Origin of the sequence: Paracoccus sediminilitoris (assembly GCF_003259195.1) — a bacterium.
Lineage (GTDB): Bacteria > Pseudomonadota > Alphaproteobacteria > Rhodobacterales > Rhodobacteraceae > Paracoccus > Paracoccus sediminilitoris.
In genome coordinates, this window is the sequence record NZ_QJPK01000012.1 from 45,948 (window position 1) to 59,119 (window position 13,172).

Sequence of the window (13,172 nt, forward strand, 5' to 3'; positions counted from 1 at the left end):
TAGCCCTTGTGGTTGGTCAAGGGGAAGGGTTTCAACCCCTTGGGGCGCATTTGCGCGACCTTTGAGTGCTTAACCGGGGTTCGCAGACCCGCGCGCCGCCTTTTCGGTCAATCCCGAGGTTCCTTCACGCCGTTCCAGTTCAGCCTGGACGTCGGCCAGCGTCACGTCACGCGATGCCAGCATCACAAGCAGGTGAAAGACCACGTCGGCGGCCTCCGAGGTCAGGCGCGCACGGTCGCCCTTCACGGCCTCGATGATGGCCTCGATCGATTCCTCGCCGAATTTCTCGGCGCATTTCTCGGGGCCCTTCGCCAGCAGCTTGGCGGTCCAGCTGCTGTCGGGATCCTCGGTTCGGCGCGATTCGATGGTCGCGGCAAGGCGATCTATGGCGGTCATGTCAGCCTCATGGGAATGCCGGCCGCGGCCATGTGGGCCTTGGCCTCGGCGATGGTATGGGTGCCGAAATGAAAGATGCTGGCGGCTAGGACGGCGCTGGCATGGCCCTCGGTCACGCCTTCGACCAGGTGATCCAGCGTTCCGACACCGCCCGAGGCGATGACCGGCACGTTCACCGCATCCGCAATGGCGCGCGTCAGCGGCAGGTTGAAGCCCGAGCGCGTGCCGTCGCGATCCATGCTGGTCAGCAGGATTTCCCCCGCGCCCTTGGCCTCGACCAGCTTCGCGAATTCGACGGCGTCGATGCCGGTGGGCTTGCGGCCACCGTGGGTGAAGATCTCCCACCGGCCATCGGCGACGGTCTTGGCGTCGATGGCCACCACGATGCATTGGCTGCCAAAGCGATCGGCGGCGGCGGCCACCACATCGGGGTCGGCCACGGCGGCCGAGTTGAAGCTGACCTTGTCGGCCCCCGCCAGCAGCAGGGCGCGAACGTCCTCATGCGTGCGCACGCCGCCGCCCACGGTCAGCGGCACAAAGCATTGCTCGGCGGTGCGCGTCACCAGATCGAACATGGTGCCGCGGTTTTCATGGGTGGCGTGGATGTCCAGAAAGCAGATTTCATCCGCACCGGCGGCGTCATAGGCGCGGGCGGCCTCGACCGGGTCGCCGGCATCGCGCAGGTCCACGAAGTTGACGCCCTTGACGACGCGGCCATCGGCCACATCAAGGCAGGGAATGATGCGCGTCTTCAGCATCGCTTGACCTTTTTCTTGGTGCCGCACGGTATCGGCGGCATTTGCGCATCTTCTAATGCGAAATCGCCGCCGCAGCCAGAGCCGCTTACTTCAGTGCCGCCAGCGCTTGCGTCAGGTCCAGCGCGCCGTCATAGAGCGCGCGCCCCGAAATCGCGCCCGCGATCACCTGCGTATCGGCCAGCGCCCGCAGATCCTCCATCGAGGACACGCCGCCCGAGGCGATGACCGGGATGTTGACGGCGCGGGCCAGGGCCTCGGTCGCCTGGACGTTCGGGCCGCCCATCGCGCCATCGCGGTCGATATCGGTATAGATGATGGCGGCCACGCCCGCGTCCTGGAAACGCTGCGCCAGATCGGTGGCCATGACGTCGGTCTCGGTCGCCCAGCCACGGGTGGCCACGCGGCCCGCGCGGGCGTCGATGCCCACCGCGATGCGACCGGGGAAGGCCTGCGCGGCCTCATGCACCAGATCGGGGTTTTCCACCGCCACGGTCCCAAGGATCACCCGCGTCAGCCCGCGATCCAGCCAGCTTTCGATGGTGGCCATGTCGCGGATGCCGCCGCCCAACTGGGTCGGGATGTCGGTGGCGGCTAGGATCGCCTCGACCGCGGCGGCGTTCACGGGCTTGCCCTCGAAGGCGCCGTTCAGATCGACCAGGTGCAGCCATTCGGCACCGGCATCCTGAAAGGCGCGGGCCTGGGCTGCGGGATCGCTGCCGAAGACGGTCGCGGCCTCCATGTCGCCGCGCAACAGGCGCACGCAATTGCCGTCTTTCAGGTCGATGGCGGGGTAAAGGATCATGTCGCTGGCCTTCCGCGGAATGGGTTGCGCGTTCTTTGCCACGGGGCGGGCCGTGACGTAAAGACCCGGACCTGACGTCATGCTTGCCATATGCGCCAAGGCCCGCACAACATCGGCCATCCTGAGGAGGAGAGATCATGCGTCACATCATTCTTGCAGCCGCGCTGGCCCTGGGCGCCACGGCCGCCGCCGCCGACCCCATCGAGGGCGTCTGGCAGACCCAGCCCGACGAGGGTGCGTTTGCCTATGTCACCATCGCCCCCTGCGGCGGCGCCTTCTGCGGCACCATCACCCGCACCTTCAAGGGCACGCAGGAATACAAATCCCCGAACCTCGGCCGCCAGATCGTCATCGACATGGCCCCCCAGGGCGGCGGCAAATATCAGGGGCAGGTCTGGCGCCCGTCGAACGACAAGGTCTATGCCGGCAAGGCCAGCGTCTCGGGCCAGCAGCTCAGCCTGTCGGGCTGCGTCGCGGGCGGTCTGCTGTGTAAAAGCCAGAACTGGGTCAAGGTCCAGTAAGGCCACGGCATCTTGACCGACGGCGGGTGAACCTGTCCCGCCGTCGCGCGTTCGCCCCCAAGATCAACCGATGAAAGGGACGAACCCATGCCCATGATCACCGCCGATGACGGCACCGAACTTTATGTCAAGGATTGGGGGCAGGGCGCGCCTGTCGTCCTGATACACGGCTGGCCCCTGAATGCCGACAGCTGGGAAACGCAGGCCCTTGGCTTGGCCGAGGCGGGTTACCGGGTCATCAGTTACGACCGCCGCGGTTTCGGCCGGTCGGGTCAGCCCTTTGCTGGTTATGATTACGACACCCTGTCCGACGATCTGGCCGCCGTCATCAGGGCGCTGGACCTGAAGGACGCGACCATTGCCGGCTTTTCTATGGGCGGAGGTGAGGTCGCGCGCTACATGTCGCGGCATCAGGGTGCCAATGTGTCAAAGGCGGTTTTCGTGTCTTCGGTCGCTCCGGGGATGCTAAAATCGGATGACAATCCGAATGGCGCGCCGGCCGATCTGTTTGAACAGATGCGTCAAGGCCTGCGCGATGATCGCCCCGGTTTTCTGGCAGATTTCTTCAAGGACTTTTTTGGTCAGGGTACGCCCGAAGGTGGGGTCAGCGACGCGCAACTGAACTGGGCCCAAAGCATGGCGATGATGGCCAGCCCCAAGGCGACGCTGGATTGTGTGACGGCCTTCGGGACGACCGATTTCACCGCGGACATGGACAGCCTCAAGGTGCCGACCCTGGTGATCCACGGCACGGGGGACAAGACCGTTCCGATCGAGGCGACGGCGCATCGTCTGGTAAAGATGGTGCCCACCGCCAAGCTGATCGAATACGACGGCGCACCGCACGGCCTGACGGCCACCCATGCGAACCGTCTGCTGGACGATCTGAAGGCGTTCCTGGTCTAACCCTGCTGAAGCTGACCGCGCTTCATATTCTCCATATGCAGCGCGATCGCCTCTTCCAGATCGGGCATGAAGGTCAGCTTGCCATCCTCCAGTACAGCGCCCGCATGACAGGTGGCGCGCAGCATTCCCATGGAATGCGACACGACCACAGCACCCGATCGCGACATGCGTTCATTGAAGACGCGGTTCGACTTGGCCTTGAAGGCGGCATCGCCCACAGCTGAAACCTCGTCCACGAGATAGGTGTCGAAAGGCACCGCCATCGACAGGCCGAAGGCCAGGCGCGATTTCATGCCAGATGAATAGGACCGGAAGGGCAGGTAGAAGTGATCGCCCAGCTCTGCAAAATCTTCGACGAAGGCCAGAAGCTGCCGCGTGTTCACCCCATAGACGCGGGCCACAAATCGGCAATTCTGTTCGCCCGTCAGTTCGCCGTTGAAGGAACCCGCGAAACCGACCGGCCAGCTGATCGTGCCCGTGGACAAAATCTTGCCACTGGACGGCAGCATCGCCCCCGAGATCATCCGCAGCAGGGACGATTTGCCCGCACCGTTCCGACCCAGTAGCGCCACCGAAACGCCCGACGGAAAGGTCGCCGTGATATTGTCGGCGACCACCTTGCGGCGCCCGTTCAGCGTGTAGCTCTTGCAGATGTTCTGCAGGTGGATCATCGACGGTCGCGCAGGCTATAGAAGACAAGCGAGCCGATCACCCATGCGACGGCCAGGAAACCGGCAATGATCAGCAGAAGCCGGCCCCGCTGAGGGAATTCGGCCTCCTGTGCCAGTGTTGGGCGGATGTAGGAGGCGATGTAGCGCGATTGACGGACAGCCTCGGCGCGGGCAGATTCAAAGGCGGCCAGCGCGGCGGTATAGGTCGTTTCGGCAAATTGCCGATCGACGGCCAGCGTCTCGTACTGGCCCACGACATCCGACAGGGCCACGTCATCGCTGTCCGAGCTGAACTTCTGGCGCTCAGCCTCGATCTGCTCGCGGATGATCTTGATGCGCAGATCCGTCTGGCTGATGCGCGGATCGTTGGCTTGTGCGTTCGATTGCAGCATCCCCAGTGACACCAACTGTTCGGCCAGCTGCTGTTGCAGCGACGTGACAACCCCGATCTGGCTTTGGACATCGGCGGTCGGATCGACCAGCTGATATCGGTTGCGGAACTCGGTGATGTTCTGGCGCGCCGTCTTCAGCAGGTCCTGCGCGCGATCAAGTTCGCTACGGGCATAGCGCAACGCGTCTTCGCGGGCGATGTCGTTCAATTGGTTGATGAGGATGCTGCCCTCTTCCAGGATGGCGGTGGCGATGTCCTGCGCGTCCTGGGCGTCGAAGGCCAGGATGCGCAGGTCTATCATCCCGTTGTCGTAATAGATGCGGACCTTGCGTTCCCATTCCTCGGCCAGATCCTCGAGCGCGGTGCCGCCGCGATAGCTGAAGATCGGGTCATTGGGCGCCTTTGACCAGATCGCCTGCAGGTCCAGCTTGGCATTGACCCGTTCGACCAGATCCCGGCTCTGGATGAACTTGAAGAGGATGTCGGTATCCGTCGTCGAGCTGGACCCCACCAGCGATCCAAGCCCGCCCAGCACATCCGTCGGCGTCGCCGAGGTTTCGCTGCGCACCGAGAAACCGACATAAGACGCGTATTGATCTGCCGCACGGGTATAGAGATAGTACCCCGCCAGAAAGGTCGGCAGGATGACCAGCAGCACGAAACTGATGACCAGCCCGAAATGGCGCTTTTCGAAGGCGGCAGGGCTGGCAGGTGGAAGGACCGGCTGTTCCAGCGTCGCTTGGGGGCGTTGCTGCGCGGGCGTCGCGGGACCATTGCCTGGACGGCCAGACCCGCCGGCTTTGGCTTGGCCGGCAGGACCCCCGACGTTCGCGCGGGGGCTTGGGCCAGCGCCGATGCCGCCCTTTTTCGGACCCATGCGACCGCCCGCCATCTTGCCAGGCCCCACTTTACCCGGTCCCGCTTTTCCAGCACCTACCTTGCCCGGGCTCATCCTGCCACGGCTCGGATCGGCCCCGGCCCCGGCCGCAGCATCCGCCTTGGCAGGCGCATTTGCCTGCACGGGGGTGGCATCGCTGTCGGGTGATTGATCCGGGTTCTGGTTTTCGGTCCGGTTGTCTTGGGCGGACATGCGCTTACCCCGCCTGTCATGTTGAACTCTTCCCGGCTCTCATACATAAGCCGAAGGAACAGTTCCAGCACTGATCCCGGCACGGGACGGTGATCAGAGAAAGGCGCCCCCGGCGCGAAGTCATGCAAGACACGTCCCAAGACATACCTTCCGATCGCGGTCATGCACCCTTGCCGCAATTCGCAACAAAGGCCGGCCATCGTGCGCTGCGCGAGGTTCGCAGGCATCGCAGCTTTGCCAGCCTGCGCGCCATCGGAGCCCTGATCCTGCGTGAGATGCAGACCAGCAACGGGCGCGCGTCGGGGGGATATCTATGGACCATCGCCGAACCGGTCGGCGGGATCGTGCTGCTGACGCTGATCTTCTCGGTTGGATTCCGCTCTCCTCCGATCGGAACGAATTTCGCGATCTTCTATGCCACCGGCGTCGTGCCCTTCATGTGCTATCTGGACGTGTCAGGAAAGGTTGCGAATTCCGTCCGCTATTCGAAGGCCTTGCTGGCTTATCCTGCCGTGACCTTCATGGATGCGCTGCTGGCGCGGATCGCCTTCAACACCATCACGCATGTGATGGTCTCGACCATCGTCTTCACGGGGATCTATACGTTTCTGGACACGCGGACGGATCCGCAGGTCCTGGGCATCGCGCTTGGGATGGTCATGGCGATCACCTTTGCCTCGGCCATCGGGGTCATGAACTGCTTCATGTTCGAGGCGTTCAGCTGGTGGCAGCCTTTATGGGGCATCCTGATGCGGCCGCTGTTCCTGCTATCCTGCGTGTTCTTCATGTTCGACGACATTCCGCAGCCCTATCAGAATTGGCTGTGGTTCAACCCGCTGGTGCATGTCGTCGGCCAGATGCGTCGTTCCTTCTATCCCAGTTATATCGGCGAATATGTGAGCCATCTTTATGTGTTTGGCCTGAGCCTGGGTCTGCTGGCCTTCGGGCTGATGTTGCTGATCCGCTATCACCGAGATCTTCAGAACAGCTGAGGGTTAGGGGACCCGCGCTATCCGCGCGGGTCGATCAGGCGGGCCAGGACGGCCTTGCGGGTGATGCGTCCGCCGCCCATGACGGGGACGGCCGAATCCTCGGACAGTCGGTCCATGACCATTTTGACGGGCATGTCGCGGGGAACGGGTTCGCCTTCGGCATCGCCTTCTTCGACCACGTCTTCGGCCGTCAGGACGCCCAACGGGTTCATGTGGGCCACGAAATCGGCCACATAATCATTGACCGGATTGGCGATGATCTGGCGGGCGGTTCCGATCTGGACAATCCTGCCGCCTTCCATCAAGGCGATGCGGTTGCCCAGCTTAAACGCCTCGTCCAGGTCGTGGCTGACGAAGATGATCGTCCGCTGCGTCTTGGCCTGCAGTTCCAGCAATTCATCCTGAAGGCGCGCGCGGATCAGCGGGTCCAGCGCACTGAAGGGTTCGTCCATCAGCAGGATCGGGGCTTCGGTTGCAAAGGCACGGGCAAGGCCCACGCGCTGCTGCATGCCGCCCGAAAGATCGCCGACCCGCCGCTCGGCCCATTCATCAAGCCCCACGGTCTTCAGCTGATCATCCACGCGCTTTCGCCGTTCGGCCGTGGACAGGCCCGCCAGTTCCAGCCCCAGACCGACATTCTCTCGCACGCTGCGCCAGGGCAGAAGGCCGAACTGCTGGAATACCATCGCCACGCTGCGCAGGCGGATATCGCGCAGCGCCCGCTTGCCGGCGCCCGTCACGCTGACCATCCGGTCGCCCTGCCTGATGCGCACATCGCCGCGGCAGACATCGTTTAGGGCGTTGACCCCGCGCAGCAAGGTGGATTTGCCGGACCCCGAAAGACCCATCAGGACCAGGATCTCGCCCTCGGCCACGTCCAGCGTGCAATCGTGAACGCCCAACACCTGACCGGTCTGGTCCTTGATGGGGCCGCGTTCCAGACCCTCGTCCATCAGCGGCAGGGCGGTTTCGGGGGCATCGCCGAAGACGATGCAGACCTTGTCGAATTCAACGGCGTTGCGGGTCATGTGCGGCCCTCCATGCGCAGGATGCGGTCCAGAAGGATGGCGACCACCACGATCACGATGCCCGATTCGAAGCCAAGCGCGGTGTTCACGCTGTTCAGCGCCCGCACGACAGGCACGCCCAGACCCGATGCGCCGACCAGTGCGGCGATCACGACCATCGACAAAGACAGCATGATGGTCTGGTTCAGACCCGCCATGATCTGGGGCAAGGCGCTTGGCAGCTCGACCTTCCACAGCAGTTGACGGGGGGTGGCGCCGAAGGCGGTGGCGGCCTCGGTCAGGGCGGTGGGCGTCGATGCGATGCCCAGCTGCGTCAGGCGGATCGGCGCGGGCAGCACGAAGATCACCGTCGCCAGCAGTCCCGGCACCATGCCGATGCCGAAGAAGACGATGGCCGGGATCAGGTAGACGAAGGTCGGCAGCGTCTGCATCAGGTCCAGCACGGGGCGCATCCAGGCATAGAGCCTCGGGCGATGCGCGGCCGCGATGCCGATGGGCACGCCGATCGCCATGCAGACGATACAGGCCGACAGCACCAGTGTCAGCGATTGCAGCGTCTCTTCCCAATAGCCCTGGTTCAGGACGAAAAGCAGCCCAAGCGCGACCAGCAGGCAGGTCGATGCACGACGCTGCAGGCCCCAGGTCAGGGCCACCACGATGGCGATGAACAGGAACGGGTGTGGGGCTTCGAGGGCACCCAGAATGGCGTCAATCAGCCATTCCATCACGTCCGATATCGTGTTGAAGACCCCCGAGGCATTGGCATTGAGCCAGTCGAAGACCGTCTTGGCGGTCCTTCCCACCGGGATCTTGTTATCCGTGACCCAATCGGTCAGCTGTTCCATTCTGGTCCCCCTGGATGTCGGTGGTTGCGGCGCAGAGCCCGTTCGGCTCTGCGCCCTGTCGTCAGCTTTCCAGCGCTTCGCTCAGCGCCGCCTGGGGATCGTTGCCGTCCTTCGTGGTGACATCGGTCAGCCACGGAGTGGAGGCGTCGGGATTGGCCTGCAGCCATTCTTTTGCGGCCTCCATCGGGTCCTGGCCGTCATTCAGGATCTTGCCCATGACCTCGTTTTCCATGGCCAGGGTGAATTCCAGGTTCTGCAGAAATTTGCCGACATTCGGGCATTCTTCGACATAGCCGGCGCGGGTATTCGTGCGCACTTCGGCACCGCCAAGGTCGGGACCGAAGATATCATCGCCGCCGGTCAGATAGGTCATCTCGAACTGGGCGTTCATCGGGTGGGGTTCCCAGCCCAGGAAGACCACCGGTTCATCGCTGTTGCTGGCCCGCTGGACCTGCGCCAGCATGCCCTGCTCGCTGGATTCGACGACCTCGAAGGTGCCCATGCCGAACTGATCGCCCGCCACCATTTCCAGCAGCAGCCTGTTGCCGTCATTGCCGGGTTCAATGCCATAGATCTTGCCTTCCAGCGCATCCTTGTGTTCGGCGATCTTGCTGAAGTCGTCGATGCCCAGATCGGCACCCGCCTTGTTGGTGGCGAGGGTGTATTTCGCGCCGGTCAGGTTGGTGCGGACCGTGTCGACGGTGCCTTCGTCGCGATAGGGGGCGATGTCGGCCTCCATCGTGGGCATCCAGTTGCCAAGGAAGACGTCCACGTCGTCGGTGGCCATCGCGGTATAGGTGACCGGCACCGACAGGATGCGGGTTTCGGTCTCATAACCAAGCGCCTGCAGCACGGTGCTGGCCAGCGCCGTCGTCGCCGTAATGTCCGACCAGCCGACATCGGAAAACACGATCTGGCTGCAGGATTCGGGTTCGGCCGCGGCGGCCGTTCCGGCGACCGAAGCCCCGATCGCAACGGTCGCGATGATACGGGTGAGGATCATTTTAGGCTCCCTGTTCTTGATTGGTTAGTCAATTAACGTTACATAGGACCTGCAAAGCAACATATTTCTATCGAACGCAGGTGCAGTCATGCCAAAACTTGGTGCCGAGCCTATCCGAAAAGCAGCGTTGATCAACGCCGCCATTTTCGAGGTGGGCATGGCCGGATCGCTGGACGTGACGGTGGCGCAGATCGCCCGCCGCGCAGGCATGTCGCCTGCCTTGGCGCATCACTATTTTGGTTCCAAGGAAAAGATCTTTCTGGCTGCAATGCGTTACATCCTGAGGACTTATGGTCAATCCGTCCGTGACGTCCTGCCGGGACGCGGGGCGCGCGGGCGGCTTGACGGCATCGTCAGGGCCAGCTTCGCCCCCCAGAACTTTCAGCGCGAGACGGTCAGTGCGTGGCTTAACTTTTACGCACTTTCCTTCGTGAACAAGGACGCGGGTCGCCTGTTGCGCGTCTATCACCAGCGGCTGCGGTCCAATCTGATCGTGGCGCTGCGTGGACTGACCGACCACCCCGAACGCACCGCCGACACCTTGGGTGCACTGATCGACGGCGTCTATCTGCGGGCGGTCCTGACGCCGGGACCGACCGATGCGGCCGATGCCGAAAACACCATCATGTCTTATCTTGAGGAGGCGCTAGCATGAGCCTGAACGCCCAACCGACCGCCAGCCTGTTCATCAATGGCAAACATGTCGAAGGACAGGGCAAGGAACTGCCCGTCCGCTATGCCTATACCGGCGAGACCATCGCGACGCTGCACGAGGCATCGACCGATCAGGTGGCCGAGGCCTGCAAGGCCGCCAAGGAGGCGCAGCCCGCATGGGCCGCCATGGCCCCCGCCGATCGCGGCCGGATCCTGGGCCGCGCAGCCGCGATCATTATGGAACGCAACGACGAACTGGCGCGCCTTGAAACGCTGGACACCGGCAAGCCCATTCAGGAAACGCTGGTTGCGGATTGGCCTTCGGGGGCGGCGGCGCTGGAATATTTCGCGGGTCTGGCGGCGACGCTGACCGGCCAGTACATCCCGCTTGGTGCCGATTGGGCCTATACCCGTCGCGAGGCGCTTGGCGTCTGCGCGGGCATCGGCGCGTGGAACTATCCCAGCCAGATCGCCTGCTGGAAGGCCGCGCCGGCGCTGATCATGGGCAACACAATGGTCTTCAAACCTTCCGAGGAAACGCCGCTAGGTGCCTTGAAACTGGCGGAAATCTTCATCGAGGCCGGAATGCCGCCGGGCGTCTTCAACGTCGTTCAGGGCCGCGGTGAGGTAGGTGGGGCGCTGGTCACCGACCCCAATGTCGCCAAGGTCTCGCTGACGGGTTCGGTGCCGACGGGCCGCAAGGTCTATGCCGCCGCAGCCGAAGGCATGCGCCATGTCACCATGGAACTGGGCGGCAAGTCGCCGCTGATCGTCTTTGACGACGCGAACTTGGAAGATGCGGTCAGCGCGGCGATCCTGGCCAATTTCTACAGCTCGGGTCAGATCTGTTCGAACGGCACGCGCGTCTTCCTGCAGGAAGGCATCAAGGGTCCGTTCCTTGAGCGGCTGGCCGAACGCGTCAAGGCGATCAAGATGGGCGATCCCCTGGACCCCGATACCAATCACGGCCCGATCATCAACCCGACGCAGGCCTCCAAGATCCGCGAGGCCATCGAGGCCGGTCAGGCCGCCGGTGCGCGCCTAGTCTGCGGCGGGCCTGGCGAGGGTGCCTTCATACCGCCGACCGTCTTTGCCGACGCGACCGACGACATGACCATCGCCACCGACGAAATCTTCGGCCCGGTCATGACCACGCTGTCCTTCTTTGACGAGGCCGAGGCCCTGCGCCGCGCCAATGGCACGGGCTTTGGTCTGGCCGCGGGCGTCTTCACCCAGGATCTGACCCGTGCCCACCGCATGGCGGCGGGCCTTGAGGCGGGTACCTGCTGGATCAACACCTACAACCTGACCCCAGTCGAGATGCCCTTCGGCGGCGTCAAGAATTCGGGGCTGGGCCGCGAGAATTCCGCCGCTGCGATCGAGCACTATTCGCAGCTGAAATCGGTCTATGTCGGAATGGGAGGCGTCGATGCCCCGTACTGAGAACACGAACGCGGCAGCACCCGCGGATTACGTCATCATCGGAGCCGGCAGCGCGGGTTGCGCGCTGGCTTACCGCCTGACCGAGGCCGGGCGGACCGTCACCCTGATCGAATACGGCGGAAGCGATATCGGACCTTTCATCCAGATGCCCGGCGCGCTGTCCTATCCGATGAACATGGCCCGCTATGACTGGGGCTTTTCGTCCGAACCCGAAGAGCATCTGGGCGGACGCCGCCTGGCGACGCCGCGCGGCAAGGTGTTGGGCGGGTCGTCCTCGATTAACGGGATGGTCTTCGTGCGGGGTAACCCGCTGGACTACCAGCATTGGGAAGACAGCGGCGCGACCGGCTGGAACTATGCCGACGTCCTGCCCTATTTCAAGCGGATGGAGACCTGGCATGGCGACCCGTCAGGCGATCAGACATCGCCTTGGCGCGGCGACAGCGGCCCCATGCATGTGTCGCGCGGCAAGCGCAAGAACCCGCTGTTCAACACCTTCATCAAGGCTGGTGAGCAGGCGGGCTGGCCGCGCACCGATGATTACAACGGCGAACACCAGGAGGGTTTCGGCCCGATGGAGGCGACCATCTGGAAGGGTCGCCGCTGGTCGACCGCCAATGCCTATCTGCGCCCCGCGAAAAAGACCGGCCTTCTAACTGTCGTCCGGGGATTGGCGCGCCGCGTCCTCTTTGAAGGAAAGCAGGCTTACGGCGTTGAACTGGATCAGAAGGGCCAGATCACGCAGGTCGAGGCCAAGCGCGAGGTCATCATCTCGGCCAGCTCGATCAATTCGCCGAAACTGCTGATGGTCTCGGGTATCGGCCCGGCTGACCATCTGCGCGAACACGGCATCACGCCGCTGGTCGACCGTCCGGGCGTGGGCGAAAATCTGCAGGACCACTTGGAGGTCTATATGCAGTACAAATCGCTGAAACCTATCACGCTCTATACCTATTACAACCTGCTGGGCAAAGGTCGCGTGGGGGTCGAATGGCTGCTGCAGAAGACCGGCCTGGGCGCATCGAACCAGTTCGAAAGCTGCGGGTTCATCAAATCCGATGACAGCAAGGCCTATCCCGACATCCAATACCACTTCCTGCCCTTGGCCGTGCGCTATGACGGCAAGGCGGCGGCGTCGGGTCACGGGTTCCAGGCGCATGTCGGCCCGATGCGGTCCGCTTCGCGCGGCACGATCCGGCTGGCCAGCGGCGATCCGACCGTGGCCCCCAAGATCCACTTCAACTACATGTCGCAAGACAGCGATTGGGAGGAGTTTCGCGCCTGCGTCCGTCACACGCGCAAGATCTTCGACCAGCCCGCCTTCGCGGAATTCCGGGGCGATGAGATCCAGCCCGGCGATGATGTCCAGACCGATCGGCAGATCGACGATTTCATCCGTGAACATGCGGAATCGGCTTATCACCCCTGCGGTTCCTGCCGGATGGGCGCGGCCGACGACGCCATGGCCGTCGTCGATCCCGAACTGCGCGTGATCGGCGTCGAAGGGCTGCGCGTCGTCGACAGTTCGATCTTCCCGCGGATCACCAATGGCAACCTGAACGGGCCATCCATCATGACCGGCGAAAAGGCCGCCGATCACATTCTGGGGCGGACGATGCTGCGCGAAGACCCGGACCAGCTTCGCGACTGATGCGGAAGGACCCGCGCCCCG

General features: G+C 63.5%; 14 protein-coding genes. 6 read left to right on the plus strand and 8 right to left on the minus strand.

All coding sequences use genetic code 11. The features are described from left to right. Positions 1–69: 69 nt before the first annotated feature. The 3 genes from DKT70_RS11470 to hisA all read right to left on the minus strand — a co-directional run bounded on the left by DKT70_RS11470 (position 70) and on the right by hisA (position 1,956). Positions 70–396: a phosphoribosyl-ATP diphosphatase gene (locus DKT70_RS11470; protein WP_111559266.1), complete on the minus strand. Its 327-nt coding sequence runs from the start codon at positions 394–396 to the stop codon at positions 70–72. Beyond that, a complete protein-coding gene (gene hisF / locus DKT70_RS11475) occupies positions 393–1,154 on the minus strand; it encodes an imidazole glycerol phosphate synthase subunit HisF (protein WP_111559267.1) in 762 nt (253 codons plus the stop codon). The genes DKT70_RS11470 and hisF overlap by 4 nt, the downstream gene beginning before the upstream one ends. Before the next feature lie 85 nt (positions 1,155–1,239). Next, a complete protein-coding gene (hisA, locus tag DKT70_RS11480; RefSeq protein WP_108502391.1) occupies positions 1,240–1,956 on the minus strand; it encodes a 1-(5-phosphoribosyl)-5-[(5-phosphoribosylamino)methylideneamino]imidazole-4-carboxamide isomerase in 717 nt (238 codons plus the stop codon). A gap of 137 nt (positions 1,957–2,093) precedes the next feature. Between hisA and DKT70_RS11485 the strand changes: the two genes are divergently transcribed. Next, positions 2,094–2,477 carry a DUF2147 domain-containing protein gene (locus DKT70_RS11485; RefSeq protein WP_111559268.1) on the plus strand — a complete coding sequence of 128 codons (384 nt, stop codon included), beginning with the start codon at positions 2,094–2,096 and terminating at the stop codon, positions 2,475–2,477. Positions 2,478–2,564: 87 nt separating this feature from the next. Further along, positions 2,565–3,383, plus strand: coding sequence for an alpha/beta fold hydrolase (locus DKT70_RS11490; protein WP_111559269.1), 819 nt, complete (start codon positions 2,565–2,567; stop codon positions 3,381–3,383). Here DKT70_RS11490 and DKT70_RS11495 read toward each other — a convergent pair. Both DKT70_RS11495 and DKT70_RS11500 read right to left on the minus strand, forming a co-directional pair. After that, a complete protein-coding gene (locus tag DKT70_RS11495) occupies positions 3,380–4,054 on the minus strand; it encodes an ABC transporter ATP-binding protein (protein WP_111559270.1) in 675 nt (224 codons plus the stop codon). The genes DKT70_RS11490 and DKT70_RS11495 overlap by 4 nt on opposite strands. Beyond that, positions 4,051–5,535 carry a hypothetical protein gene (locus DKT70_RS11500; protein ID WP_111559271.1) on the minus strand — a complete coding sequence of 495 codons (1,485 nt, stop codon included), beginning with the start codon at positions 5,533–5,535 and terminating at the stop codon, positions 4,051–4,053. The genes DKT70_RS11495 and DKT70_RS11500 overlap by 4 nt, the downstream gene beginning before the upstream one ends. A 170-nt stretch (positions 5,536–5,705) precedes the next feature. Between DKT70_RS11500 and DKT70_RS11505 the strand changes: the two genes are divergently transcribed. Continuing rightward, on the plus strand, positions 5,706–6,527 hold the full coding sequence (locus DKT70_RS11505) for an ABC transporter permease (RefSeq protein WP_233490542.1): 822 nt from the start codon (positions 5,706–5,708) through the stop codon (positions 6,525–6,527). Positions 6,528–6,544: 17 nt separating this feature from the next. Here DKT70_RS11505 and choV read toward each other — a convergent pair whose 3' ends face one another. From choV to DKT70_RS11520, 3 genes are all read right to left on the minus strand, one after another. Next, the gene (choV, locus tag DKT70_RS11510; protein WP_111559273.1) at positions 6,545–7,555 is read right to left on the minus strand and encodes a choline ABC transporter ATP-binding protein; all 1,011 of its coding nucleotides are present in this window, start codon (positions 7,553–7,555) and stop codon (positions 6,545–6,547) included. Continuing rightward, positions 7,552–8,400, minus strand: a complete 849-nt coding sequence (gene choW / locus DKT70_RS11515) for a choline ABC transporter permease subunit (protein ID WP_111559274.1) — start codon at positions 8,398–8,400, stop codon at positions 7,552–7,554. The genes choV and choW overlap by 4 nt, the downstream gene beginning before the upstream one ends. Positions 8,401–8,461: 61 nt before the next feature. Next, positions 8,462–9,403 carry a choline ABC transporter substrate-binding protein gene (locus DKT70_RS11520; RefSeq protein WP_111559275.1) on the minus strand — a complete coding sequence of 314 codons (942 nt, stop codon included), beginning with the start codon at positions 9,401–9,403 and terminating at the stop codon, positions 8,462–8,464. 88 nt (positions 9,404–9,491) lie between these two features. Between DKT70_RS11520 and betI the strand changes: the two genes are divergently transcribed. From betI to betA, 3 genes are read left to right on the plus strand one after another with little or no spacing between them, the layout of a single operon-like run. Continuing rightward, positions 9,492–10,058, plus strand: coding sequence for a transcriptional regulator BetI (betI, locus tag DKT70_RS11525; protein ID WP_111559276.1), 567 nt, complete (start codon positions 9,492–9,494; stop codon positions 10,056–10,058). A gap of 2 nt (positions 10,059–10,060) precedes the next feature. After that, on the plus strand, positions 10,061–11,500 hold the full coding sequence (gene betB / locus DKT70_RS11530; RefSeq protein ID WP_199559580.1) for a betaine-aldehyde dehydrogenase: 1,440 nt from the start codon (positions 10,061–10,063) through the stop codon (positions 11,498–11,500). After that, the gene (gene betA / locus DKT70_RS11535; protein ID WP_111559278.1) at positions 11,487–13,151 is read left to right on the plus strand and encodes a choline dehydrogenase; all 1,665 of its coding nucleotides are present in this window, start codon (positions 11,487–11,489) and stop codon (positions 13,149–13,151) included. The genes betB and betA overlap by 14 nt, the downstream gene beginning before the upstream one ends. Positions 13,152–13,172: the final 21 nt, after the last annotated feature.